Origin of the sequence: uncultured Dokdonia sp. (genome assembly GCF_947492815.1) — a bacterium.
Classification (GTDB): domain Bacteria; phylum Bacteroidota; class Bacteroidia; order Flavobacteriales; family Flavobacteriaceae; genus Dokdonia.
Map to the genome: position 1 here is coordinate 1 of NZ_CANLOB010000024.1, position 25,285 is coordinate 25,285.

23 protein-coding genes and 1 tRNA gene are annotated in these 25,285 nt (G+C 33.6%); 15 read left to right on the forward strand and 9 right to left on the reverse strand.

The annotated features are described in order from the left end of the window. Positions 1-156: 156 nt before the first annotated feature. From Q1A01_RS18145 to Q1A01_RS18160, 4 genes are all read right to left on the reverse strand, one after another. A tRNA-Met gene (locus tag Q1A01_RS18145) sits at positions 157-229 on the reverse strand. Between the two features lie 170 nt (positions 230-399). Next, positions 400-762 (reverse strand): STAS/SEC14 domain-containing protein, encoded by a 363-nt coding sequence (locus tag Q1A01_RS18150; RefSeq protein ID WP_299683712.1) that lies wholly within the window; start codon positions 760-762, stop codon positions 400-402. Between the two features lie 45 nt (positions 763-807). Further along, complete coding sequence (locus Q1A01_RS18155; RefSeq protein WP_299683713.1) at positions 808-1,164, reverse strand: STAS/SEC14 domain-containing protein; 357 nt, start codon at positions 1,162-1,164, stop codon at positions 808-810. Positions 1,165-1,266: 102 nt separating this feature from the next. Beyond that, positions 1,267-3,231, reverse strand: coding sequence for a putative porin (locus Q1A01_RS18160; protein ID WP_299683714.1), 1,965 nt, complete (start codon positions 3,229-3,231; stop codon positions 1,267-1,269). 66 nt (positions 3,232-3,297) lie between these two features. Here Q1A01_RS18160 and Q1A01_RS18165 point away from each other — a divergent pair, with 66 nt between their 5' ends. Beyond that, positions 3,298-3,942: a ribonuclease HII gene (locus Q1A01_RS18165; protein WP_299683715.1), complete on the forward strand. Its 645-nt coding sequence runs from the start codon at positions 3,298-3,300 to the stop codon at positions 3,940-3,942. A gap of 16 nt (positions 3,943-3,958) precedes the next feature. On the opposite strand, the gene Q1A01_RS18170 is transcribed toward Q1A01_RS18165, so the two are convergent. Next, positions 3,959-4,249, reverse strand: a complete 291-nt coding sequence (locus tag Q1A01_RS18170) for a hypothetical protein (protein ID WP_299683716.1) — start codon at positions 4,247-4,249, stop codon at positions 3,959-3,961. 180 nt (positions 4,250-4,429) lie between these two features. On the opposite strand from Q1A01_RS18170, the gene Q1A01_RS18175 reads away from it, so the two are divergent. From Q1A01_RS18175 to Q1A01_RS18225, 11 genes are all read left to right on the forward strand, one after another. After that, positions 4,430-6,907: a hypothetical protein gene (locus Q1A01_RS18175; RefSeq protein ID WP_299683717.1), complete on the forward strand. Its 2,478-nt coding sequence runs from the start codon at positions 4,430-4,432 to the stop codon at positions 6,905-6,907. 125 nt (positions 6,908-7,032) lie between these two features. Further along, on the forward strand, positions 7,033-9,747 hold the full coding sequence (locus tag Q1A01_RS18180; protein ID WP_299683718.1) for a response regulator: 2,715 nt from the start codon (positions 7,033-7,035) through the stop codon (positions 9,745-9,747). A gap of 144 nt (positions 9,748-9,891) precedes the next feature. After that, positions 9,892-10,044, forward strand: a complete 153-nt coding sequence (locus Q1A01_RS18185; protein ID WP_299683719.1) for a hypothetical protein — start codon at positions 9,892-9,894, stop codon at positions 10,042-10,044. A 4-nt stretch (positions 10,045-10,048) separates the two neighbouring features. After that, positions 10,049-11,233, forward strand: a complete 1,185-nt coding sequence (locus tag Q1A01_RS18190; RefSeq protein ID WP_299683720.1) for a PQQ-binding-like beta-propeller repeat protein — start codon at positions 10,049-10,051, stop codon at positions 11,231-11,233. Between the two features lie 25 nt (positions 11,234-11,258). Beyond that, a complete protein-coding gene (locus Q1A01_RS18195) occupies positions 11,259-12,314 on the forward strand; it encodes a hypothetical protein (RefSeq protein ID WP_299683721.1) in 1,056 nt (351 codons plus the stop codon). 20 nt (positions 12,315-12,334) lie between these two features. Beyond that, positions 12,335-12,727 (forward strand): hypothetical protein, encoded by a 393-nt coding sequence (locus Q1A01_RS18200; protein WP_299683722.1) that lies wholly within the window; start codon positions 12,335-12,337, stop codon positions 12,725-12,727. 4 nt (positions 12,728-12,731) lie between these two features. Then, positions 12,732-14,006, forward strand: a complete 1,275-nt coding sequence (locus Q1A01_RS18205) for an OmpA family protein (protein WP_299683723.1) — start codon at positions 12,732-12,734, stop codon at positions 14,004-14,006. A 13-nt stretch (positions 14,007-14,019) separates the two neighbouring features. Then, positions 14,020-14,697 carry a hypothetical protein gene (locus Q1A01_RS18210; protein ID WP_299683724.1) on the forward strand — a complete coding sequence of 226 codons (678 nt, stop codon included), beginning with the start codon at positions 14,020-14,022 and terminating at the stop codon, positions 14,695-14,697. A gap of 431 nt (positions 14,698-15,128) precedes the next feature. Further along, a complete protein-coding gene (locus Q1A01_RS18215; RefSeq protein ID WP_299683725.1) occupies positions 15,129-15,671 on the forward strand; it encodes a hypothetical protein in 543 nt (180 codons plus the stop codon). Between the two features lie 12 nt (positions 15,672-15,683). Further along, positions 15,684-16,232, forward strand: coding sequence for a hypothetical protein (locus Q1A01_RS18220; RefSeq protein WP_299683726.1), 549 nt, complete (start codon positions 15,684-15,686; stop codon positions 16,230-16,232). A 90-nt stretch (positions 16,233-16,322) separates the two neighbouring features. Next, positions 16,323-16,922, forward strand: a complete 600-nt coding sequence (locus Q1A01_RS18225) for a hypothetical protein (protein ID WP_299683727.1) — start codon at positions 16,323-16,325, stop codon at positions 16,920-16,922. Positions 16,923-17,022: 100 nt separating this feature from the next. On the opposite strand, the gene Q1A01_RS18230 is transcribed toward Q1A01_RS18225, so the two are convergent. The 4 genes from Q1A01_RS18230 to Q1A01_RS18245 all read right to left on the reverse strand — a co-directional run bounded on the left by Q1A01_RS18230 (position 17,023) and on the right by Q1A01_RS18245 (position 21,273). Further along, on the reverse strand, positions 17,023-19,413 hold the full coding sequence (locus Q1A01_RS18230) for a DUF5686 and carboxypeptidase-like regulatory domain-containing protein (protein WP_299683728.1): 2,391 nt from the start codon (positions 19,411-19,413) through the stop codon (positions 17,023-17,025). Between the two features lie 57 nt (positions 19,414-19,470). After that, positions 19,471-20,172 (reverse strand): lipoyl(octanoyl) transferase LipB, encoded by a 702-nt coding sequence (gene lipB / locus Q1A01_RS18235; protein ID WP_299683729.1) that lies wholly within the window; start codon positions 20,170-20,172, stop codon positions 19,471-19,473. Between the two features lie 76 nt (positions 20,173-20,248). Continuing rightward, positions 20,249-21,109, reverse strand: a complete 861-nt coding sequence (locus Q1A01_RS18240; protein ID WP_299683730.1) for a hypothetical protein — start codon at positions 21,107-21,109, stop codon at positions 20,249-20,251. A gap of 2 nt (positions 21,110-21,111) precedes the next feature. Further along, the gene (locus tag Q1A01_RS18245; RefSeq protein WP_299683731.1) at positions 21,112-21,273 is read right to left on the reverse strand and encodes a YqaE/Pmp3 family membrane protein; all 162 of its coding nucleotides are present in this window, start codon (positions 21,271-21,273) and stop codon (positions 21,112-21,114) included. A gap of 113 nt (positions 21,274-21,386) precedes the next feature. On the opposite strand from Q1A01_RS18245, the gene Q1A01_RS18250 reads away from it, so the two are divergent. The 3 genes from Q1A01_RS18250 (at position 21,387) to lysS (ending at position 25,211) form a co-directional block, all read left to right on the forward strand. Beyond that, positions 21,387-22,454 carry a LuxR C-terminal-related transcriptional regulator gene (locus tag Q1A01_RS18250; protein ID WP_299683732.1) on the forward strand — a complete coding sequence of 356 codons (1,068 nt, stop codon included), beginning with the start codon at positions 21,387-21,389 and terminating at the stop codon, positions 22,452-22,454. Positions 22,455-22,554: 100 nt separating this feature from the next. Further along, a complete protein-coding gene (locus Q1A01_RS18255) occupies positions 22,555-23,466 on the forward strand; it encodes a tetratricopeptide repeat protein (RefSeq protein WP_299683733.1) in 912 nt (303 codons plus the stop codon). Between the two features lie 53 nt (positions 23,467-23,519). After that, positions 23,520-25,211 (forward strand): lysine--tRNA ligase, encoded by a 1,692-nt coding sequence (lysS, locus tag Q1A01_RS18260; RefSeq protein ID WP_299683734.1) that lies wholly within the window; start codon positions 23,520-23,522, stop codon positions 25,209-25,211. Positions 25,212-25,285 lie beyond the last annotated feature (74 nt).

Below are 25,285 nucleotides of genomic sequence, written 5' to 3' on the forward strand. Positions count from 1 at the left end.
ACAATTGGTCTTGATCCATTCTTCCTCTTTAGATTAACTAGAATATTTGCATAAACACAACAATTGGTCTTGATCCATAAAAACTACCTAAGTATTCAAAAAGGTTAAATAATTTACAAAAACAAAAAACCCTCTGAAAAACAGAGGGTTACTTAGTAGCGGGAACTGGACTCGAACCAGTGACCTTCGGGTTATGAGCCCGACGAGCTGCCTACTGCTCTATCCCGCGATATATATTCCAATAACACTATTTTTCTTGATTAGGCCATCAATACTGCGCTATCGGACGGCAAATATACAACCGTTTTTTGAGTTAGAAACATTTTTTTGATAAAAATTTACGATTCCTTTTAATATTTTATTTAGTCGACAAAAAGCAAAAGAATTAACTGCTGGTTATTAGCTATTTACTGCTGCAATCCAAGAAATAGCAGACATACGATCTTTTATAGAAAAATACTTAAGATCTGCTCCTATTAACGCATTATCTATAGCTGCTAATACATGAATCCATTTTCGATCAGTCACTAGCGCAATTTTATTGAATCGTTTTGCATATTCTATAGGAAAAAGAGCTCCTATCGTAGCAGCACTTAATGAAAAGTGTTCAATATTACTATCTTCTAGATATAAGTTAATAGTATCGTATGTTTCAAATTTCTCTAAAATTTGAGAACGAAGCTCTAAGATAGCTTTCTTATTCATGGTACCCTCTATCAGGTAGCCAACGGTATTATCTGCAAAACTAAAATCTGCTAACATAGTAATCTAGGGGAGTCGATTATGTTGTAATATACAAAATAAGAATTAATTTTGTGAAACCCACTGCATCGCCTCCACTCTTCTTTCTGAAGTATAATTCTCTATCTCACCGCTAATAAACTGATTATTAATAGCTGACAATAGATGAATCCATGATCTATCTGTTACCATAGCCACTCTATTAAATCGTTTATAATGTTGTAAAGGAAAAATAATCCCTACAATCACAGAATACAACGTAAAATACTCAACGCCTCTATCTTCTAAATAGACATTAATACGGTCGTGAATTTCCAACTTACGTTCTATTTGATCTCGCAATGCTTCAATAGTTGTTGCATCCATAGGACCATCAAATACATACGCAATTGTATTATCTGCTAAATCGTAATCTAAAACCATAATTGATAAAACTAGAAAAAAGCTAATTAATTGTTTAAGTAAATGAAAAAAAAATAGATTATTTCACAATAAAAAGTTAAACAATTCAATTAGAGATGTATACTACAAGAAAAAATTCCATACAATACCAAACCTCACATTAAAATCTCGATAAGGATACCCTGGCGCACTAAAGAAGTTATTCCCTGTAAAGCCACTATTTAAATGCTCTGCTTTAAAGAATATTCTAGTCTGACGCACTTTCATGTTTACAAAGAAATCTATTAAAGGAAAACCTCCAATTTCTTGTTCATTCTGTACATAAAACTCAGCAAGAACTGGGTCATATGAATTTAAATTATACTCCGTAAAATACTGTACCGTAAAACCTGTTTGTAAAAACAATGCGTTTTTAAATAGCTTATCGGTAAAATATAACGTTCCGCGTGTTAAGATATCTGGCGTATTTAAAATCCCTTCGGGTCCACTTACATTTTGAAAAGTAACAGTCGCATCTAATCCAAACTTGCCATACTTAATTTCTCTATTTGCAGTAATTTTTAAATGATTTATCGTTTCATTAGTCTGAAAAGAATTCACCAGAGTGTCAGCTGGATCAATAGCAAAATAAGTATAATTAGAAATCGTACTAGCCGAAGCATCGATATTAATCCACTTATTAGCTTCCAAACGAGCAGCTAGTGTATTCGTTTGTACATTATCATAATTAGGAGCATTATGCCAATTGTAATTAATATAGTTACTCTGATATAATAAATGATTGTACGCCGCTGGACTCGAATTACTTAAGACACTTGCCGAAAATACTTTATCAGGAGCTATATCATAAGAAGCTTTCCCGAACACATTAAATCCATCAAAATCTCCAGTAACATTCACCTGAGCATTTCCTTCTATATTTATTTTTCCAATAGTATTTTTATACCCACCACCAATAGAAACATTTGTACCCTGTAATCTATTAGGAATACGTTCCTCTATACCATCTTCATCTGTATCTTGTATCAGAATCGAGTTATATCCATAATTATAATATGTGGCATTTGCTTGAAATTTAAGTGTTCCTAAATTCTTGTCATTATACACTGCATATAATTCGTTATAGGTTTCTTCATTATCTGTTCTATCTCTGAAGTTCGTTTGTTGAAAAGCATCTCCAAAAATATCATTGGCGGCATCTTGTCTATACTCATAGAATTTATCTTCACTATTAAAGACATGCCCTATTTTAAGAGAGTAATCAGCAATACTATCCTTTTTACTTAGTAATTTGTAGTGATGATTTACATACACTCGTGTTCCATCAAGGATATTTTCTGCATCTTCAAAATTCACCAAGAGTGTTGATCGATCATTAAATTGATCATCATTACTCGTAAATTGCTCTATGGCTTGTTGTTGCAGACCTCCATTTTCTTGATTTAGTAAATCTTGAGCTACCCAATGTGCATTAATTCGGTACCTATCATTTTTAGTCCTATAGGTTCCGGCGAGTCTAAAATTACCTGTACTCGTTAATGCATTTTGATACTTTCCTAAACTACGTAAGCCCTTATAAGCAACAGAAAAATTAAGTCTTGGTGATGTATTAATCGTAAAGAAAGCATCCAATTGTTGCCCCTGTTCAAAAGCACTTCTAAAATATAACTCTGTGACTGGTGTAGGTAAATGATAATACTTAATATCTTCTACCTCTAGATAATTAAAATGTCTGGATTGCGCTACACTATTAGGCAATGTAGATTGCTTTTCAAAATTATATACAAGCGTATTATGTGTCTGTCCTGTATTTGCAAAAGGCAATAACCCATAACGATCTTTACGCAAGTAATTAAACTTATAATCTTTTGCAATGGTAAGAGAGGTATCTACAGTAACCGTATCATTCTTTATAGATATAATCTTATAATCTTCAATAGGAGGTCTTACAAAATCTGCAACCTTATTATTACTTATAGTCCCTTGTGCTCCTCCTCTATTTCCTACATTTTGCCTTCCAAGTGCAGGAAATTGAGCATACATAGACACAGTAATGAGCATAAAAAATAAAACAACAAATGCCTTCATATATAATTTTGAAGAGCCAAAGTTAATTTTTTTACTCGTAATCACGTATTTTACAACTCTAAAACGATGTTAAAGCTTAAATTTCATACTGATCTTATAGAGTGCGGAACCGATGAGGCTGGTCGCGGATGCCTTGCAGGACCTGTTACTGCAGCTGCTGTAATCCTTCCTGACCATTTTGAAAATGAAATACTTACAGATTCAAAACAGTTATCAGAGCGTAAAAGAGAAAAGCTCAAACCTATTATTGAGCAAGAAGCTATTGCCTTTGGAGTTGCACATATTATGATGGAGGAGATTGATCAAATTAATATTCTAAACGCTTCCATATTGGGAATGCATCGTAGTATTGATAGCATGCTGGGTACGCTTTCGCGAAAGCGTATACCACAACATATCCTCGTAGATGGAAACAAATTCAGACCGTATCCAGACATTCCGCATACCTGTGTAATCAAAGGAGATGGAAAGTATCTTCCTATTGCTGCTGCATCTGTATTAGCAAAAACAGAAAGGGATTATTTTATGGAACGAATCCATGAAGAATACCCGATGTATAATTGGAAAAAAAACAAAGGATACCCCACAAAAGAACATCGCGAAGCGATTCGGAAATATGGTATTACCAAATATCATCGTAAAAGTTTTAGACTACTTCCTGAGCAATACGAGTTAGATTTTGATTTAAAAGTGAACCGAAAAACATCTTAAATTTTCTCCCGTTGTATTATTGAATCATTGAAAAAATTCTAACTAATAATCTAAGAATTACAAAAATGGCAACTATTACAAATAATACATTTTTAAAAGTCACTTTTGAATTAGATCCATTTGACCACTGTGATACTGCTTCTCGTTCTTTTTGTTTCTTTTCTAACGCAACGTCTCTCTCATAGTCTCTACAAAACTTATCAAAACTTGGTTTCTCACTCGTAAGTCCGCAGAGCAAACCTTGTTCAAAATCCATTTTTTTATGTACACACACCTTACAATATTGTAACTTTTCTTCTTGAGTCATCTTAAAGCTATTTACTCAAGAAATATACGATTTCTTAGGTAAGCATTCTTTATTATTATCATAAAGAAAATCTCAATGTTTTAGAAATAATGTTGTTAAAAACCTAGTAGATAACTCCTCTAACGAATAGCTCATTTCTTTTATACAAGTCCTTACATTTGAGTAAAGGGATTTAGACGTATGAAACGACTTTTTTTAATTGCTATTATCTTGTGCTTGATTGCTTGTGAGCAAGAACCATCCACAACTACATCTTCACTTACAAAATACATTCCTCGTAAAGCGAGCGTGATTGTAAAAACAACAAACCTAAAAGGGTTGCGATCTGCTATTAAAAATAATGATCTCATTCAAGCATTTAGTGCTACTAAATATGAAGACTTTTTAAGTACTACCTCCCCATTACTAAAAGATATAAAAACAAAAAATGAAACCTTAATTTGCTATACACAAATAGGAAATAACACCTATGATGTAAGTATCATCACAAAAGCAACTCCTAAGGTTTTTACACCAGACAGCACTAAAATCACACAAACAAAATTAGGAAGCACAACACCAACTATCACAAAAGTACAATCGTCAGAAATAACTTTTTACACCTTAAAAATTGATGATATTTTTATTGCCAGCACTTCACAATTACTTTTAGAAAATACTATTAGAGAGCAAGATAATAGCGGCATTGCAACCGATAAAGATTTTATAACAGCCTATAACGCTACTAGCAATGCAACAGCAAATATTTTAGTAAAAGGAAGTGAAATGGATGATGTATGGACTACGGTATATCCCAATTCAAAAGCGCATCCATTACGCAATGCATTTTCGTGGTCATTAGGCGATTTAGACATCTCACAGAATGATATTAAATTAAGTGGTGTTACCCTTGTTAAAGATTCTACAGAGCAACGTTTATTACTCTTCAAGAACACTAATCCAGTTACTAACACTATTGATCAAATAACACCTTTAGTGGCGCAAAGTGTTACTACTATTTCTTTTGACAACTGGAATACCTATAAAAACAACTTAGCTGATCTTCGTAAAATGGATCCGCTAAAATTTGAAATAACAGGAGAAGACTTATTACGCACTTTTGATGAAATAGGAAGTATACAATTAGAAGCTGGTATTGTCGTCGCTGCCCATACAGTAGACCCTACACTTACTGAAGAAGCTATTGCTTCTCAAAAAGAGGAAGAAACTGTATACAGACAAGTACCCATATACCGTTTCAAAGAGGAAACGATGTTTTCTGAAACCTACGAATCATTAATCAAAACACCTTCTGTTCAACAATACTGTATTTTAGACAATTTTTATGTTTTTGCAGCGCAACAAGAACTCCTTGAGACGGTCATTGCAAATTATCAGAATAATGCCACATTATTAAACTCTGAAGCGTATAAAAACACAAAGTCCCAACTAAGTAGTGCTTCTAGTTTACTTAAAATAACAAATACAGAAAAGATAGCTTATGAAAATTTAGTTTCTGAAAAAGATGAGAAAGCCTTTAAAAAAGTGACACTATCTGAATATCCATTTGCAGCATTGCAACTTATTCAAGATACCAACTTTATGCATCTAAATGCGGTGATTAACAAAAATGAAAACACACAAAAAGATGGTACTATTACTCAAATAGCTAGTACAAAACTTGAAAAAGCAATTGCTAGTACACCGCAACTTGTCAAAAATCATAGAACCAAAGGGGTAGATGTACTTTTACAAGATGAAGCAAACACTTTACATTTACTAAGTAATAGCGGAAAGTTATTATGGCAAAAAGAACTTGACGGACCCATTTTAGGAGATGTACAACAAGTAGATCTCTATCGCAATGGGAGATTACAATTAGCATTTGTCACTCCAAAAACCTTTTACATCTTAGATCGTAATGGTAATGAAGTAAAACCTTTCTCTATAAGTTTTAATGAAGTCATCACACAACCATTAGCTATTTTTGATTACGATAATAATCGTAAATATCGTTTTATCATCACACAAGGAAAACAAATACAAATGTTTGATAAAGATGCTAAAGTTGTAAAAGGCTTTGGTTTTACCTCAACAAACAGTGATGTAATATACCCTCCAAAACATATTCGCATAGCTAATAAAGATTATATTACAATTGCTGAAAACAATGGTAAACTCAACATCGTAAGTCGCACTGGAAAATCACGTATTGACGTAAAAGAAACTATTCAGTTTGGAGACACACCTATTTTTAAAGAAAAAAACACATTTACCACCTACGACATCAATGGAGGAAAAATAAGTATTAACACGAGTGGTAAACTCACGCGAACTCAAAGTGACAATACCACTAACACTATTGTAAATACCTTAGGAAGTACCATGTCTTCTTTGTTAGAAAACAACTTAATCATTAATAATAAATCTATAGAATTAGAATACGGCACCTATACAGCCCCAGAAATCTTTAAAGTAGGAAAGAATATATTCATTACACTTACCAATACAGAAACGAGTCAGGTATTGTGTTTTAATGAAAAAGGAGAATCTATAGAAAACTTCCCCGTATATGGAATTGGTCCCGCACATTTTGATTATTTAGAACGTAATAAAAATGTAGGCTTTGTAACACAAGGAGATGCAAATAGTATTTTGATTTATCAGATTAATCAATAGGCTGTAACATACATCTGTTACATATGTGATAATAGTAAGCAGTTGGTGTTTTTATAATTGCGTACATTTATAACACTCACTAATCTCACTTTGCTATGCGGATTATATGCTCACTAACGCTTGTTTTGTTAACTATCTTCTCTGCCAATGGGCAAAACAAACAAAAAACAGATTCCTTACTTGTTATTATAAAAAATTCAACTAGTGATAGTATAACTGCAAGAAACTACATAAAACTAGGTAACCAATATAGACGCGCTACAAAGCCAGACAGTGCAATGATGTATGCTAAAAAAGCATTAACCTATTCATTACGTTTTAATGACCCTGAGACCATTGGACGAAACTATCTATTTATGGGTGCTGTAGAATTCTATCGTTGGAATATAGGTGATGCAATGGGTTATTATCAAAAAGTTGACTCCATCTTAATGAAACATAATATAAAGAACAGAGATTTATACATAGCACATTCAGATCGTGCAGAACTATATAGACGTTCTATAACCTCCGATAGCGAAAAAAAAGAAGCATATAACAATGCTATGTTTTATTATAAAAAAGCACTCGTTGTAGCACAAGATTTAAAAGATTCTATAGACATTGGAAAGACGTATACAAGAATAGGTAGTGTTCAAAGTAACCTCGGTAATTTTGAGGAAGCGCAAAAATATTTTAACAAAGTAGAAAACCATTATTTAAAATATGTTTACCTAGGAAACTATTATAATGATTACGGGTCGCTATACCTCAAAATGGGTGATACAATTAACTATATAAAGTACGTTAAACTTGCATATGACATTAAAAATAAAGGCAGATCTAATTTTGTAAGAGCATTAGGTCAAAAAGAATATGCAAATGCACTTTTTTTCTCTAAAAAATACGATCAAAGTATTACTATGAGTAAGCAAAGCGCAGACTTCTTTGCATCATTAGATCCTCCTGATTATGGTCGTTTATCTGGCATTTACAAGAACTTATCAGATGTTTATAGCAAAATAGGCGATTACAAGAATGCCTATCAGTACATCATTTTAAATGAAATAGTTGACGATAGTATAGCAAATCGAGATCGAAAAGATAAAGCTAAAGAACTCGAAACCAAGTATCAGACCGAAAAAAAAGAACAAGAGATTGCCTTACTACAGGCTCAAAATGAAACCGTAGAAGCTCAGAAGAAAAACCAACGCAACCTCTTACTAGGGGGGCTTGGATTGACTTCTATTGCAGGGGTTTTTCTCTTTTTAGGGTTTAGAAATCGTAAAAAAACAAATGATAAATTACGTGAGTTAGATACTATGAAGTCTAGCTTTTTTGAAAATATCTCACATGAGTTCAGAACTCCTTTATCACTCATTGCAGGACCTGTAGAAGAACAACTACAGAAACCTGATATTGGCACTTTAGAAAAGAAAAATCTAAATATTGCAAAGCGTAACACTCAACGCTTACTTACGCTCGTAGATCAATTACTAGATCTTTCAAAAGTAGAAGCCGGACATTTCAAACTCAACGTACAACAAGGAGATCTATCGCTTTTTTTAAAATCATTAACCAGTTCATTTAGTTATCTAGCTCACGAAAACAATCAGGAATATATCACTACTATAGACGTTCCAAAAAATACCTATTATTTTGATGCTGACGCCTTAGAAAAGATCATCACGAATCTGATTAGTAATGCTCTAAAATATAGTCCAGATGGAGAATCCATAACAATTACAAGCGCTATAGAAAATCAAAAACTACAATTCACTATTCAAAATTCTGGAGCTACGCTCTCTGAAGAAGCATTACAAACTATTTTTAATCGCTTTGCTCGCACCGACGAACAGACCGCAGGAACGGGAATAGGTCTTGCACTTTCAAAGGAATTAGTTGCCTTACACAAAGGAAGTATTGATGCACAGAGCACGCATAATACAACAACATTTACCATCACAATTCCTGTAACAGAGTCGGCATTCTCAGATAGTGAAAAAACAACAGGTGTTATGGAGATGTCCGCTTTCGCGAAAGCGGAAACAACCACCTCTAAAGAAAAAATTATCCAAGAAGAAGTTGATATTTTCTCAAAAGACACGAACCCTATTCTTCTTATTGTAGATGATAATGCAGACTTAAGAACCTATGTGAGTTCGTTATTTGAAGATCAATATACTATTCATACAGCGCAAGATGGAAAGGAAGGATATGAAATAGCTTCTTCTATCGTTCCTGATTTGATCATTACAGACTTGATGATGCCAAAAGATGATGGGGTTACGCTTACGCGAAATTGTAAAGCTTCTGAGACCACTTCTCATATTCCAATCATAATGCTCACTGCTAAAGCTGGTGACGAAAACCAGCTTATAGGCCTAGAGACAGGAGCAGATGCCTATATCACAAAACCATTTAATACGGAGATTCTTAAAACTACTACACATAATCTATTAGAAACGCGTAAAAAGTTACAAGAACGATTTAGCCAAGAAGTAGTACTGATCCCTAAAGATATTGCTGCAAATAGTGTTGATGAACGCTTTCTTGACAACCTTAAAGAAATAGTCGACACACAAATCATAGAATCTGATTTCACCACCGAATCTTTTGCCAAAGCATTAGGCATGAGTCGTATGCAATTACATAGAAAATTGAAAGCACTTACTGGGCTTTCTGCTACCGAATTCATACGAAGTCAACGACTAAAATTAGCCGCACAACTACTTAAAAAATCTGATATAAATGTATCACAAGTAGGATATGCTGTTGGGTTTAATAACCACTCTTATTTCACAAAATGCTTCAAAGAACACTACGGAGTATCTCCTTCTGATTACGCTAAAAAAGCATAAAAACACCCTTTTCTGAAAGGGGCTAAAGCCCCATTATCACTAGCTTGTTACATATGTGACAGGCTTTGTTACACCTGTGCTAATCTTCCGCATAGTTCTAAAATAATTTTGTCTCAACATTAGTAACCTCCCTTTTTAGAATCTATGAATAAAAAGTCTAAAAAACTCAAAGGCAAACTTCCCCCAATGCCTGATCATGAAATTTACCTCAATGTAAATGCATTGCATGAAGGCGAATATGAATTAAAAATCATTAATCAGAATAAAATCATCAAGAAAACAACTTTTAAAAAATAAGAATATGAGAACATATAAGTTATTATTTCTATTGCTATGTATCATGCATTTTTCTTGCAAAAATGACGATGACTCCAATCAAGAAATAGACACTTCAAATCTAGCAAACGCAACAGCAACTATTGCTACATTTAGTACGCTTGCTACTATAGATTTAGAAACGGGAAATCCTATTACTACACAAAATGAAAGACTCGTAACAAGTGTTACCTATCAAAATTCCTTTATAGGCTTGTTAGAAAACCGTATCGTACGTAATAGCGAAGTAGATTTTTCAGGAGAGCAATTATGGGAAATTGATCTCGTAGATGGGACTGATATTGAGTTTGACTTTAATAGAACTCAAATGCTTATTCATAACGGTGTGCTATATCTAAATTATGTAACTGAAAACCCTAGTTTACCCTTACCATTTCCAACACTCTTAGCTATAGATGCAAATACGGGAGATCCGCTTTGGGTGAATAATCAAATGGAGTATGAGTTTAGACGTATTGCTATACTTAATAATAGCATCATCACTTCAGAAACCTTTAATAATGAGGTACGCATTACGAGTCGCGATATCTCCGATGGAAGCATTCTTAATCAATGGCAAGTTGATGAACGTATCTCACACTTAATTCCAGGCACTAATGAAGTTATTGTCATGTCTTGGAGTAATAAGGTCTATAGTATAAATGAAAACCTATCCATTAATTGGACATTTGAAACTGATAATTCAAATGTACAACGAGGAGCTATTGTAGGGAATCAATTTCTATTTCACTCAAGAGATGAATTTATCTACGCGCTTGACCTTCAAACTGGATTTATAAACTGGTCTCAAAACCTTCCTGATCTATTTATTTCAGATTTTTTCGAAGAGAATGCTACGGCATGGTCTGTCACTAGAGATTTCTCAAATAATACCATCTTAATCAATGAACTAGATATAACTAACGGAACCGCCAATACTAGCTTCACGATCCCAGTATTAAATGATGCTGACGAAATAGAGTTTCTAAATTTTGATGATTACTTATTAATCATCTCAGACCCTAATACAGGATCTACACGTTCGCAATTGCTCAATTATAAGACTCAAAATCTCATATGGGAAAATGAAATTGCTATCGATAATATTTCCATTCTAAGAGCAAATGTGCTCTTTGGAAATAACCTATACGCCCTTTCTTCCTTTTTTTAAATCTCACTAAAACAACTAATTAATTATGAAAACAATGCATCTATTAAAACAGAATATACTAGGACTTATGTTAGCAATATGTATAGTAGGATGTTCTGAAGATAACGAACCTCCTGTGGTTAATGAAACACCCGAAGAAGAGGAAACGGTAGATCCTATGGAATCTGAAGACATTGCAAATCTTGATCTCACATTTACCCTACATACACAACAGGATCAAATAGGTGATTTTGCATTTAACCAAATGGCAGTCTTTAATGGGAGTGTACATTCTTACTATGGCACAGGGAATTCACCAGCCCCAGACATGCCATATAATCTAGGCGTATGGCACAGTGCAAATGGTATCGCATGGGAATCTGACGCATCATTTGGAAGTCAACGCAGAGGACATTCTGTTACCGAGTTTAATGGCGATTTATTTCTTATAGGAGGGGCCGATAATGATGACAATGAACTAGAAGAGGTATGGATAAGTAACGATGGTTTTTTCTGGACACTTGGATCAGATATTCTTCCATTTGGTGCTGTTTCATTTCATAGTACTGTAGCATTTAACAATCAACTTTATGTAATCACAGACGATTATGAGGATGATGACGGTACTCAAATGATGGCAGTATACAGGTCTAGTGATGGTTTTAATTGGGACCTCATCGCCACCGATGTATTTCCTATTCGTACCGCTGCAGAAACAGTAGTTTTCAATAACCGCATCTACCTCATAGGAGGTACTAACGATTCTAATTTCTTAAATGATATCTGGACATCTGAAGATGGCATCTCTTGGTCACAAGTAACACCGTCAGGAAGTTTTACAGACCCTATTGTCTTTCACACCCTAAACACCTATGAAAACGCCTTATGGCTTATAGGTGGCTGGAGTAGCACAAATCAATACAACAATCACATTTGGTATTCTCAAGACGGAATCAGTTGGATAAGCTATGATGGAGAGATTCCTTTTGATGGGTTGTATGCACATGAGACATTAGTCTATGAAGATGAGCTTTGGATTTTTGGAGGTGTACAAGAAGATGGACTCTCTGGCGCTATTGGCTCTATAAAAATAAATGATTAACACTAATAAAAATGAATACCATGAAAACAACATTTTATCTCACTATGATCATGATGATAGGGGTTTGCGCTTTCGCGAAAGCACAGACTACCTCAACAAAAGAAAAACCTAAAACTCAAAATAATCTTCCAGCTGATGGAAACTTGCTAGACCAACAAGCGCAAGTATTAGGAAATGTATTTGGAGACATTGGAGGCGTAAAAGAAATGCAAGGTATAGAAGGGTATATGGACCTTCTCAACAAAAGTAATTTAAGTCCTGAACTAAAACAAAAATTCACAGAGCAATATAAAATCATAGCTTTAAGTGATGACCCAAAGAAGAAGAAAGAAATGGAAGGTAAACTATCCCAAATGTTACAAAAAGCATTAAAGGAAGGGCAAGAAAAAGACAATTCAAAAACCAAAGGATAAGATCATGAAAGCACTACAAACCATTTTCGTTTTCTGTCTTCTTTTATGTAGTTCAGGAGCAAAAGCACAACTCTTTAAAAAATTAGGAGAAGTTGCTGAAAAATCTGCCGAACGTGCTATAGAACGACGAGTAGAAAAAGAAACTACCAAAAAAACAGATCAAGCACTTGATAGTGTCTTCAGCAAGAAAAAAAAGAAGAAGAAAAAACGTAAAAACAAGAAGAAAAAAGGCAAAAAAGACAATACAGCGTCAGACAATGAAACTACAGAACCTTCTTACACGATAAAACGAAGTTCTGATTTCACACCAGGCAACATTATCGTATTTGAAGATCGATTTACCAAAGACAACCCCGGAGATTTTCCAGCAAAATGGGATACCAATGGTAGTGGTGAAGTTACTATGATAAATGATCAAAAATGGATGCGTCTAAGTGGGAAGTCTGTCTATATACCCATGCTTAAAGAAGCACTGCCAGAAAACTATACCATAGAGTTTGATTTATTTACCAATGGTTTAGATAAAAAAACAAGCTCTCAAGCTTTCTTAACCTTACTTATTGAGGATAATACTGGTTTTACACGTTCAAAAAATTGGTGTATGACAGAGCTTTCCGTTTGTCAGTTTATAGGAAACCAAGGCGTTATAGAAAAAGTGGCTAATGGGAAACGTCAACTTCGCAATCAGATAGGAAAGGATTATAGAGATGCCATCAAAGGGAAATCTCATATTTCTATTGCAGTTAATAAAACACGTATGCGTGTATGGCTTAATGAAAACAAGCTTATTGATGTACCAAGACTCATTCCTGAAGGTGCCAATAGTTTTAAACTTGCAACGAGAGGCCTTAGAGATCCTGAGGGACTTGATGAAGTTTATATTTCAAACTTTAGTATGACAAAAACGGGAGAAGATAACCGAAGTAAATTACTTACAGAAGGTCGTTTAACTACTAATAATATTCTATTTGAATCAGCAAGTGCAACACTTAAAGACACTTCATTTTCTACCATTAGAGAAATTGCCAGTGTCTTAGAAAAAAACCCAGAAGTACGCATAAAAATTATAGGACATACCGATGCTGATGGTCAAAAGGAAAGCAATCGTACGCTTTCGCGAAAGCGTGCCGAAGCTGTAAAGAAAATGATGACTACTGCTTACGGAATAGATGCATCTAGAATTAGTACCGATGGAATGGGCGATAGTGAGCCTGTAGCCTCTAATACTACAAAAGAAGGAAAAGCGCTTAACCGTCGTGTTGAGTTTATAAAACTTTAAACCCATAAACACTATGAAAACATTCATCACATTAATTGTTTTGTGCATCATAACACCCACACTAGCACAAAACAATTGCAGTAAATATTATGCTTCTAAGCCTGGAAGAAAATTAATTCACAAAGTATATGACAAAAGAGAACGTCATAGCATGACCACAGAATATAATGTAGAGAGTGCCAACTCTTCAGGAATACAAATGAATTTTAATCTCTGGGATAAACGCGGAGAGCATATTACAGGAGGGAAGTTAGAATTAGGGTGTGACAATAGAACTACATATTTAGCGCCAGAATCTATCATGACCGATTTATTAAGTCAATATGAAGATATGGAATATACGGTTACAACTACCGATAGGCTTGCTATTCCTAATAATTTGGAGATTGGACAAACCTTACCTGATGCTAGCGCTTCTATTAGTTTGAATGCACAGATCCTAGAAATCAACTTTGATATTGTCCTATCTAATCGAGAAGTAGTGCGAAGAGAACAAATAGAAACTCCTGCTGGCACTTTTGACTGTTATGTCATTACGTATAACAATGAAATGAGAGGAAGAGTTGCTTCAAGAAATTATCAATGTACAGATTGGATTGCAGAAGATATTGGTATGGTAAAGCAAGAAACCTACAAAGAAAATGGCAGACTTATGAGCAGGTCACTCTTAAATGAAGTAACAGATTATTAATAATGATCCTATACTCTAGCCCAATGATAAAAACTCACGGTATTACAGTCAATAAGACCGATCTCACTAAACTATTATTGGGCTTTTAATTTCATCGCTTTCGCGAAATACGATACACTTTAAATCATTTAAATATTATTCGTCAAAACTGCTGAATTACAAATAAGGTATAATCAATAGTTACGTTTTTATTTTCTGCTGAAATATGGAAGTAATAGAAACAAATATTAATTCATTTTGAGCTTTAATAGCTATACCTATAATCACAAAGGACACCTCATCTAAGTATTTGTGTGGTGCTAGACTTAGATGCGTTCTAAGTGAGGATATTGAACTGACAATAATAACATTTTGCAAAAATCAAGTTTAGACTAGTCTACTAAAACACAAAAATCGTATACAGAAAAACTCAACTAATAAACCAATATATTATGAAAACATTATTCACCTATTTCTATACCGTACTGATTGCATTTTGCATTACAAGTTGCGAAACAGATGTCCCAGAAACAGACACTATTGCCCCATCATTTTCTTTTAAAATTACAGGAGACGGGTTTGATAGAACATTTACACAAGATGATGATCTTGAAGACATACAACTTAATCTGCGAGCAGGTATTTCTTATGATTTTCTATTAGGTGGTATTGATCAAGGCGGGGTACGACAAATACAGTTTCAACATACTCCAGATGTGACACCTATTACGACACCTATTCCTTCTCCATGGGTAGAAATTAATAACACACTTACTACAGTACTTAGATTTAACGGAGATCCAAACAATGCGATTACAGCACAACTACTTTCTGGAACATTTACAGCTACTTTAGGGGATGATCAAATGACTTTTGATACGTTTTATATACGCGTAGAAGATTTTGGAGGTGAAAGCGGCCCTCCTTTTAATATCACAGAAGGTCTATTAAAAATTTCTATTGCAGAGCAACCTACCGCTGTTATAAATTTATAAAAGGCATTTATTATGAAAACTATACAACACTTTTTTTATTGCACTTTTATGGCCATTTCTATTTTTTGTATTTCTTGTGATGCAGAAGATGGAATGGACGGAATAGATGGCGCTATAGGCCCAACTGGAGAAGATGGAGATGCAAATGTGATTGCCTCAGAATGGATTCCAGAACAATTTGAGTTTGTAGATATAGATTTTGTTTCTTTTAATATTACAGACCCAGTATTTACGCAAGAAATTACAGACAACGCTGCAATACTAATTTACGGCCTACTAGAAGGTATTGATATCATTGTTCCTATTCCTGTTCAATTTACAAACAGACATTATACGTATGGTATCATTCCTGAACAAACGAGTCTTAGAATTTTAGGCGAAACATCAGATGGAACCGAATTTACATTTGAAGATTTTGAAGCTTTTAGATATGTAATTATCCCACCAAGCAGCTCAGGAAGAGCTAGTGTGTCTATAGCGTCTCTTAAAAAAGATCTTCAAATAAAAGGTATTGATATAAATAACTATTATGAAGTAGCTGCATATTATGATTTAAATTAATATCAAAGTTTGAAAAAATATAAATCCCATGTTAACCTTTCAAAAAGTAATATCATAAAGAGTCAAACAAACACTTTTTAAACAGATATTATGAAAACTTTGAAACAATTATTTTATTACTCGTTTGTTATACTCGCTATTTTTTGTACTTCTTGTGAGGCAGAAGACGGAATGGATGGTGTAAATGGCGAACAAGGCATACCTGGACAAGATGGAGCAGACGGGCAAAATGGTCAGGATGGAGAAGATGGAAATGCAAATGTAACTGGAGTAACAGTAGATCCATTTCCAAGTTGGACAGAAGGAATCTATTTAGGCCAAGAAGCAAACTTTGTAGAAATAGATGAACCATTACTTACTCAAGAAGTCGTAGATGATGCTTTAGTATTGGTATATTTTCAGCTTTTTGGTGACAATATTTGGTATCCTATGACCTATGCTTTCCCTTTTGACAATGGTACAGATGAAATTATCACATATACCTACGAAGAAGATATGATTACAATATATGCACTCTCTTCTAATGGACCCGTAAATGCTGGGATCTCAAAAGTTCGATATTTTATCATTTCTACAAATGATGCTGGAAGATCTCACCTTTCATCTAAAGAATACATCTTACAAGATTTACTTGATAATGATGTAGATATTAACATTTATGAAGAAGTAGCCAATTATTACAATCGTTAAGAGTTCAATAAAATTAAATAACAACAAATCCGAGATGCATATCTCGGATTTGTTGTTTGTATCATAATTGTACATGATAGAGAATAAATCTCAAGATATGTTAATTAATAGAGAAACTTACATTAAGCTTAAATGCAAAATTGTCTTTAAAACGTTCTTGCTCATAAAACCCATAATTATAAAACCCGCCTACACCTAGGCCTATATAGCCTATATCTACGTAATTAAACTTTAGTATATTTTTAAGTTCTAATCCACTTTCTACGTACCATCTATCCATAGTTTCAAATGGAATCCCTATTTGTTGCTCTGGATTTTCTATATCACCGATACCCATATTATGATGCACAACAATATTAGGCTGCAACCATTTGTTCTTAAAAAGCAACCTTCCAAAATCATGAGATATGAAAGCACGAACATACCTGTCTGACAAAAAAGTGTATAAAGGCAATGTCTGAAATGTGTTTTTTGAAATAACAGGAAACTCCCTATCAAAACTACCTTGTGGTGTAAAAAGTAATCCATATGGCAATGGTCTATCTATCAACCCACCTTCAAATCGATAAGTAGTCTTCCCTACATTTTTAGTGAAAAATGAATGGCTTATTGCCGCCTGTATCTTGTTATAATTAAAATCTCCTCCTAAAAAACCATCAATTCCTCTATCATAAGATAACTGAATCACAGGATAAGGAGTTGTCACAGCAATTCGATTATTAAATGCATTCACAAATTCTTCTCTAAAGGCATATCTTACTTGTACAGACAAAGTAGATTGATCATAATCATTAAGAAAGTTAGTACCATCAAAAAATTGTGAATCATATTGAGGTTCTATATGTTGTTTCGAAATTATCACTTCTGATGTTAGGTATTTAAATATACGTGAAGTAATTCCTAACCGATGTGTTTGTACTAGATCAAAATTAGCACGCAAATATCTCCTAGCAGCAAACTCATTCGCATTCTCAAGTACATTCCCATAACCACCTGCTTCTATAAGATCATTGCTATAACTATATGTTACTGCGAAATCATTATTTTCTTTAAAATCATATGATATATGACCTCCATATTTTACAACGTCATCTCGAAATCCATAACCTATGTATCCTCCTAAACGGATGTTGTCATCTAGTGTCTCATTAGTTTCTAACCCAAAACCAATTCGTGTACCTTCAAATTCATTAAAATCAATAAGCTTATCAAAAGGCACATCAAAATGCTTAAAAGGAATTTTACGCTCTGTCAACCCTTCAGAGATTTTCAACAACCGATCAAATTTATATTTCTCTCCTATACTATCAATAACTTCATAGGTACGCAACTCGTCTTTAGTAAGTGTTTTAAATCGATTTTCAGCCCAAAAACTTTGGTCTTTACTCCCAGCATCTTTCTCCATAGTCACTACTTCTAAAGGAAATTGTTTCTTTAAAAGTTGAGGATTAATCTCAACAGCATTTATATAGCTTCTCCCTTCCATCACCAGAATATTATCAGCCTGTACTTCTGGCATTTGTAATTTATAGTTTAACTCTTCTGGAAACCAATAAATACCGTCAATTAAATTATATTTTTGTTCAATAATCAGTTCTATTTTACTTTTATCATAAGGTCCTGCAATGACATGTTGTACTGCATATCCTTTTGTATTTATATGTAAAACTCCTTTTAGTCCTTCAAAGTTTTTAAATGGTTTAGGTTGATATGCTATAATATGAATAGTGTCATTATCTTTAATTAGCGTTTCTTCTAGTGCATAATCATATTTCTTTAAACTTCCAGATGTAATAGGTGACAGATAATTAATATCAAACAGAGGGATTTCATCTTCATAAAATGAAAAAGGTTGAATATTAGTAGCAAGAGAAGCAAATAATGGATTTTTAAATCCTGACACTTTAGTTGCTATAACATTTTCATGACTTAAATCCGGAGTTAAAAATTTTCGCTCTGTGAGACTTTCCATAATAAATACACTAGCCCCTTTTAAAATTTTATTTACGACTGTATCTGATTTTTTGTCTTTAGCTTCAACATCAAATACTGTTTTATTATAACTCTTATAAATAAAAGATGTTTGTTTTTTTGGATTATGGGTATCTCTATTTTCAATTACTTTTCTAATGATTCTAAGGGCTGGGTTTTCTCCAGAAACAAGAAATACTTCTTCTAAAGAGTTCTCTTCTTTTTTCAAGAAAATGAGAAGTTCTTCATTTTGAGTTACCGTTACTAATTGAGTAATATACCCTACATAACTGCACTGTATTTCTTTGATTACATCTGACCCAGTATAAGTAAAAAAACCATCTATGTCTGTAATTACGCCTCGTTTGTTTTCTTTATCGATTATAACAGTAGCGAAAGGAAGTGGTTGTTCAGAATCTGCATCTATTACTCTACCTTTTACTTGGTGTTGGCCATATACGTTTACAGCCCACAAAAACGCAACGATTAAAGATACATTGAGTGTATTTTTAAAATACAATATTGAATTGTTTTGAGATTAGTAATTTCAAAACAATTTTAAGAATAAAATATTGTACTACTTTACAAAAGAGGCTTCAAAGAGTTCTTTGAAATGCTTCAATAATTTCTCTTTTACTTCTTCTTCATCTACTGTTGCTTTTCCTAATTCTACATTAAGAGAAGTAACTGATTTATCTTTTATTCCACAAGGAATCATTAAGTCAAAATAGCCTAAATCTGCATTTACATTAAAGGCAAAACCATGCATGGTTACCCAACGACTGGCACGTACACCCATAGCACAGATTTTACGAGCAAATGGAGTTCCTACATCAAACCAAACGCCTGTTTCTCCAGGAGAACGTTCGGCTTTCAAACCATATTCGGCTAGTGTAAGAATCACCATTTCTTCTAATAATCGTAAATACTTATGAATATCTGTAAAGAAATTTTCAAGATCTAAGATAGGATATCCTACAATTTGCCCAGGCCCATGATACGTTATATCACCTCCTCTATTAATCTTATAGAAGGTAGCGTTTTTCTCTGCGAGTTCTTTTTCGCTGACAAGCAAATTATCAAAATCGCCACTTTTACCTAAAGTAAACACATGTGGGTGTTCTACAAATAGAAAATGGTTAGGCGTTTCAAGTCCTGCTTCTTCCCTCCTATTCTTGATTTTAATATCTAAAATTTCTTTGAAGAGCGCTTCTTGATAATCCCAAGTTTCTTTATAATCTCGGTTTCCTAAGTCTTGAAGTTGGATTTCTTTATTCACAGTACAAAGATACGTAGAAACAAAAATCCTTTTATGCGATGCATAAAAGGATTTTATGTTAAACTATGTTATATTTTTAGTTCTCTAAAACAACTTCAAAGTTTTCTAGAATCTTTGTTTTTTCTTCTAAAAGATCACTCCAAGGCACTTCAAAAGTTACTGTCTTTCCGTCTTCAGAAATCACAGCTCCTTCTGGGGAAACAGAGATAATTTTGCGAGGAAAAACATATTCCAACTTCATCATTGAATTTTCAAATTCTGCAGCAAACTGCCCCATCATTCCTTTCATCATAGCATTTTCTTCACTATCCTCTTCATCTACTTCTAGATTATCCTGTAGATCTTGTAGATCCATACGTGTTTCTTCCATGAGGATTCCCTCATCTTCTAAATGCTCACTTAAACTTTTAGGATCTGTACGTCTAAATGTATTATTTTCAAAAGTATAAATCACTTTATCTAAAGACATTAAATCACTCCCAGGACCTGCTTGCTGTCCTTGTTGAGATTCATTCTTTGCTTCTTCAAATACTTTATCCATTTCGTACGCAACACGCTCTAAGCCACTAAAGTCTTTAAAATCTTTGAAAATATTCATTTTAAACTCACCAGTGTCCTCATCCATTTTCATCTTCATAGTGAAATCTTTAAGCATCTCTAGTTTTGCTTGTTCTTTTGTAGATAAATTTGCAATACTATCTTTATGCTCCCTGATAAGATCGGCAAATACTACTACCGTATCCATTTTTGTTTTTTCCTTTTCAGGATTAGAAGCTCCCGCTCCCATAGCACTCATAGTTTCCATCATTTTTGATAAATCGATAGAAGTCTCGTAGCGACCTCCCATTTCTTCATTAAAAACAATACGTTCTTGAACATTACAACTTATTAGCAAGAACACTAATAAACTGCATAATATTCCTATTTTTTTTGTCATGGTTAATTATATTTTGGATTGTTTAGTATGACTAGGGCAGCTATAACACCAGGCACCCAACCACACAGCCAAAGTAAGAAAACTATTAATACAGATCCGCATCCTCTTCCAATAACTGAAAGTGGTGGAAAAAAAATGGCCAAAAGTACACGCCAGAAACTCATAAATTTTAATTTTGATTTGATTGATGTATACTATACGTCTATAAATCATAGATATTGTTACATCTTTTAGTCAATAGCAATTCAGGTTTTTTATATTAGCATTTTAAATCACTATGAGACATAAGCTTTTTATCTTAATACTACTAGCCACTAGCTTCTCATGGTTTTGTAATGCACAATATACATTTTCTGGTCAAATAGATGTCAACAATTGGGAAGGAGAGATATATCTTTCTATTGTAAAAGATTACAGAAAACTATCTGGTGTTTATCCAGAACAAATCATCAATAAGACATCCCCAGATTCATTAGGATTCTTTTTATTTTCAGGTAATAATCTATCTTCTCAGAATGCTATTTATCGTATACATATAGATAGTTGCCCTGAAGAAACGAAAGACATAGCTCATTTTTCGGGACATTGTTTAAATAGTAAAGAAGTTCTCTTTGTTGCAAATAATTCGGATACTATTACACTCCCGTTCACATTTGATCAAGAGATATTTTGTAGTGTTACTTCAACAAATGAGAAGTCAAACACCTTTATTAAAATTGACTCTCTCAAAGAACTGATGCGTTATGAATTTGGTTCTTATAGAAGCCAAGCTAACTGGGATTTAAATGCAAAAAAATGGTTTAAAAAATTCCAAGAATACGGTCAACAACTTGACGAACCACTCGCAGAACTTTACTCATATGCTTTCTTATCTGATCGTTCTAAAGATGTATACAAATACTATTTAAATGACTTAGAAAATACAGATTATTATAATAATCTTCTTCAAAGATTAAAAGTAACATATCCTAAACAACCGTATACAGAACAATATGAAAAAGAATTAGCTGCAGATTATTTTCTTACTCAGAAATCACAAAAAGCCCCCATTTCAGATTGGATATACATTCTTGCTATAGGATTACTTATATCGTTACTTCTTAATATCTATTTTTTGTTTTTTCGAAAAAAACCATTGCTAACACAACAAACTGCGGTAACCGATCTGCTTACAAAACAAGAACAAAAAGTACTAGATTTAATTCTACAAAATCGCACTAACAAAGAGATTGCCTCTGAGATTTTTGTAAGTGTCAGCACCGTAAAAACACATATTAATAGTATCTATAAAAAACTACACGTATCTAATAGAGACGAAGTAAAATCACTATACAAATCGTCTTAATATAAAATTCCACCTAGGGTCTAGTCCCTCTTCCCACCCTCTGTTTCTTTATGGTTTACGTTTTTAAATGCAATTTTAAAAACTCATAAAAACAGAAACAATGAAAAAAAATATTCTTTTTACACTCATAATCATCTTATTTCAAAACATCGGATTTTCTCAATCATTTAATCACGAAGAAAAACAAAACAACAGATCACTCCTTTTAGGGAAAATAAATAAAGAAGGACTTAGCACTTCTCCATATGCAGATTGGTTCACTAAGGGATATGATCAATATACTCCAGACATTACGATCATCAATACATTAAAAGAACAGTTATCTACGTATACAATCACAGCTTTTATGGGTACATGGTGTGGTGATAGTAAGAGAGAAATACCTAGGTTATATAAAATTTTAGAAGAAGCACAATTCCCTTTAGATCGTTTTACTCTTATCGCTGTATCTAGAAGTCCAGACACCTATAAACAAAGTCCGGGCGGAGAACACGAAGGAATGAATATTCATAGGGTACCTACCATTATTATATATAAAGATGGAAAAGAAGTGAATAGAATTGTAGAATCCCCAGTGGTGAGTTTAGAACAAGACATTTTGAATATTCTTGAAAACAACTATACATCTAATCATTATATAGTTACCCTTACCAATCAACATATTGAAGAATTTGGTGCTAAAAAATTCCTTAAAAAGTCTAAAAAAAGCCTAAAAGAATTTCAAGCACATGCTCAAAAAACAAATCAGCTCAACACTTATGCAAATGTGCTTTTTTACGCTGGTCAAACAGAAAAAGCACTCACGATTCTTACCTTTAATACCATGCTCTTTCCCAATGATGCAAAAAGCTATATGAACCTTGGAAATAAACAATCAAAACTAAACCAATGGCAAGAAGCTTTAGCTAGTTATCAAAAAGCCTCGACATTAGAACCTACTAATAAAAAAATCACAGCTGCTATCACTACAATTGAAGAGAATATGAAAAACACAAATTCCTTAGAAGAATAAGATTGAATTTTAATGACGTAAGGAGTATCTTTGCACGCTTAAAACAATAGTGTATGGCACTCTCAGAACAAGAACAAGTACGTCGTGACAAATTATCACGCTTACGCGAAATGGGTATTAACCCATATCCCGCCCCTTTATACCCAGTTAATAACACATCTACAAAGATAAAACAGGACTATACAGAAGGGAAGAAAGTGATTATTGCTGGACGTTTAATGTCTAGACGTATTCAAGGTTCTGCTTCGTTTGCCGAACTTCAAGATGCTGAAGGTCGTGTACAGGTGTATTTTAACCGTGATGAAATTTGTACTGGAGAAGATAAATCAAAGTACAATGATGTCTACAAAAAACTACTAGACATAGGAGATTTTGTAGGTATTGAAGGAGAATTATTTACTACAAAAGTGGGAGAAATTACTGTTATGGTAAAAGACTTCACATTATTGAGTAAATCCTTACGCCCATTACCACAACCTAGAGTAGATGAGCAAGGAAATGTATATGATGAGTTTAATGATCCTGAATTAAGATATCGTCAGCGTTATGTAGATCTTGTCGTAAACCCAAAAGTAAAAGACACCTTTGTAAAACGTACACAAATTACAACGGCAATACGTGATTTTTACAATGAGATGGGATTTTTAGAAGTAGAAACACCTATCCTACAACCTATTCCTGGAGGAGCTTCTGCCCGTCCATTTATGACACATCACAATGCATTAGATATTCCTTTATATCTACGTATTGCTAATGAGTTATACTTAAAGCGATTAATTGTAGGAGGATTTGATGGTGTATATGAATTTGCAAAAGATTTCCGTAATGAAGGAATGGATCGTACGCACAATCCAGAATTTACGGTGATGGAAATGTATGCAGCATACAAAGATTACAACTGGATGATGGATACGACGGAGAAATTACTTGAGAAAGTAGCCATGAAGCTTCATGGTACTCCTGAAGTGCCTTTCGGCGAAAATGTAATTAACTATAAAGCTCCTTATAAGCGTATTGGAATTTTAGATGCGATTAAAGAACATACAGGATACGACTTATATCAAAAATCAGAAGAAGAAATTCGTAACGCTGCCAAAGCATTAGGATTGGAGGTAGATGAAACAATGGGCATCGGAAAATTAGTCGATGAGATTTTTGGAGAAAAATGTGAGCACTTATATATCCAACCAACATTTATCATTGATTACCCTGTAGAGATGAGTCCGCTTACCAAGAAACACCGAAGTAAAGAAGGATTGACGGAGCGTTTTGAATTGATGGTAAATGGTAAAGAACTTGCCAATGCCTACACAGAGTTGAATGATCCTATTGATCAGCGTGAGCGTTTTGAAGATCAATTAAAGCTTTCTGAAAAAGGAGATGATGAAGCGATGTTTATAGATCAAGATTTCTTGAGAGCCTTAGAATATGGAATGCCCCCTACATCAGGAATTGGGATTGGAATTGATCGTCTTGCGATGTTTATGACTAATAACCAATCCATACAGGAAGTATTATTCTTCCCACAGATGAAACCTGAGAAGAAGCCATTAGAGCTTAACGACAATGAAAAAGCTATTTACGAGATTCTTAAAAAAGAACCATCTATAGAACTCGGGGCCCTTAAAACTGCTTCTGGATTAAGTAACAAAGGATGGGACAAAGGTATTAAAGGCCTTACCAAATTAGGTGTTGCAAAAGTCACTAAAGACGATTCAGGATTGACAGTCACTCTAGAATTATAAACTCCTAAACGTTAATAACTTATCCGAAAAGACTCGCTTTTATAAAGTGGGTCTTTTTATTTTTAAGACATAAA

Excerpts from the sequence above, each read along its gene's own strand:
- Q1A01_RS18170 (WP_299683716.1), bottom strand. The coding sequence starts at position 4,249 with ATGACTCAAGAAGAAAAGTTACAATATTGTAAGGTGTGTGTACATAAA.
- Q1A01_RS18210 (WP_299683724.1), top strand. The coding sequence starts at position 14,020 with ATGAAAACATTCATCACATTAATTGTTTTGTGCATCATAACACCCACA.
- Q1A01_RS18245 (WP_299683731.1), bottom strand. The coding sequence starts at position 21,273 with ATGAGTTTCTGGCGTGTACTTTTGGCCATTTTTTTTCCACCACTTTCA.
- Q1A01_RS18200 (WP_299683722.1), top strand. The coding sequence starts at position 12,335 with ATGAAAACAACATTTTATCTCACTATGATCATGATGATAGGGGTTTGC.
- Q1A01_RS18240 (WP_299683730.1), bottom strand. The coding sequence starts at position 21,109 with ATGACAAAAAAAATAGGAATATTATGCAGTTTATTAGTGTTCTTGCTA.
- Q1A01_RS18215 (WP_299683725.1), top strand. The coding sequence starts at position 15,129 with ATGAAAACATTATTCACCTATTTCTATACCGTACTGATTGCATTTTGC.
- Q1A01_RS18155 (WP_299683713.1), bottom strand. The coding sequence starts at position 1,164 with ATGGTTTTAGATTACGATTTAGCAGATAATACAATTGCGTATGTATTT.
- lysS (WP_299683734.1), top strand. The coding sequence starts at position 23,520 with ATGGCACTCTCAGAACAAGAACAAGTACGTCGTGACAAATTATCACGC.
- Q1A01_RS18250 (WP_299683732.1), top strand. The coding sequence starts at position 21,387 with ATGAGACATAAGCTTTTTATCTTAATACTACTAGCCACTAGCTTCTCA.
- Q1A01_RS18165 (WP_299683715.1), top strand. The coding sequence starts at position 3,298 with ATGTTAAAGCTTAAATTTCATACTGATCTTATAGAGTGCGGAACCGAT.
- Q1A01_RS18190 (WP_299683720.1), top strand. The coding sequence starts at position 10,049 with ATGAGAACATATAAGTTATTATTTCTATTGCTATGTATCATGCATTTT.
- Q1A01_RS18255 (WP_299683733.1), top strand. The coding sequence starts at position 22,555 with ATGAAAAAAAATATTCTTTTTACACTCATAATCATCTTATTTCAAAAC.
- Q1A01_RS18225 (WP_299683727.1), top strand. The coding sequence starts at position 16,323 with ATGAAAACTTTGAAACAATTATTTTATTACTCGTTTGTTATACTCGCT.
- Q1A01_RS18220 (WP_299683726.1), top strand. The coding sequence starts at position 15,684 with ATGAAAACTATACAACACTTTTTTTATTGCACTTTTATGGCCATTTCT.
- Q1A01_RS18205 (WP_299683723.1), top strand. The coding sequence starts at position 12,732 with ATGAAAGCACTACAAACCATTTTCGTTTTCTGTCTTCTTTTATGTAGT.
- Q1A01_RS18150 (WP_299683712.1), bottom strand. The coding sequence starts at position 762 with ATGTTAGCAGATTTTAGTTTTGCAGATAATACCGTTGGCTACCTGATA.
- Q1A01_RS18160 (WP_299683714.1), bottom strand. The coding sequence starts at position 3,231 with ATGAAGGCATTTGTTGTTTTATTTTTTATGCTCATTACTGTGTCTATG.
- Q1A01_RS18175 (WP_299683717.1), top strand. The coding sequence starts at position 4,430 with ATGAAACGACTTTTTTTAATTGCTATTATCTTGTGCTTGATTGCTTGT.
- Q1A01_RS18185 (WP_299683719.1), top strand. The coding sequence starts at position 9,892 with ATGAATAAAAAGTCTAAAAAACTCAAAGGCAAACTTCCCCCAATGCCT.
- Q1A01_RS18195 (WP_299683721.1), top strand. The coding sequence starts at position 11,259 with ATGAAAACAATGCATCTATTAAAACAGAATATACTAGGACTTATGTTA.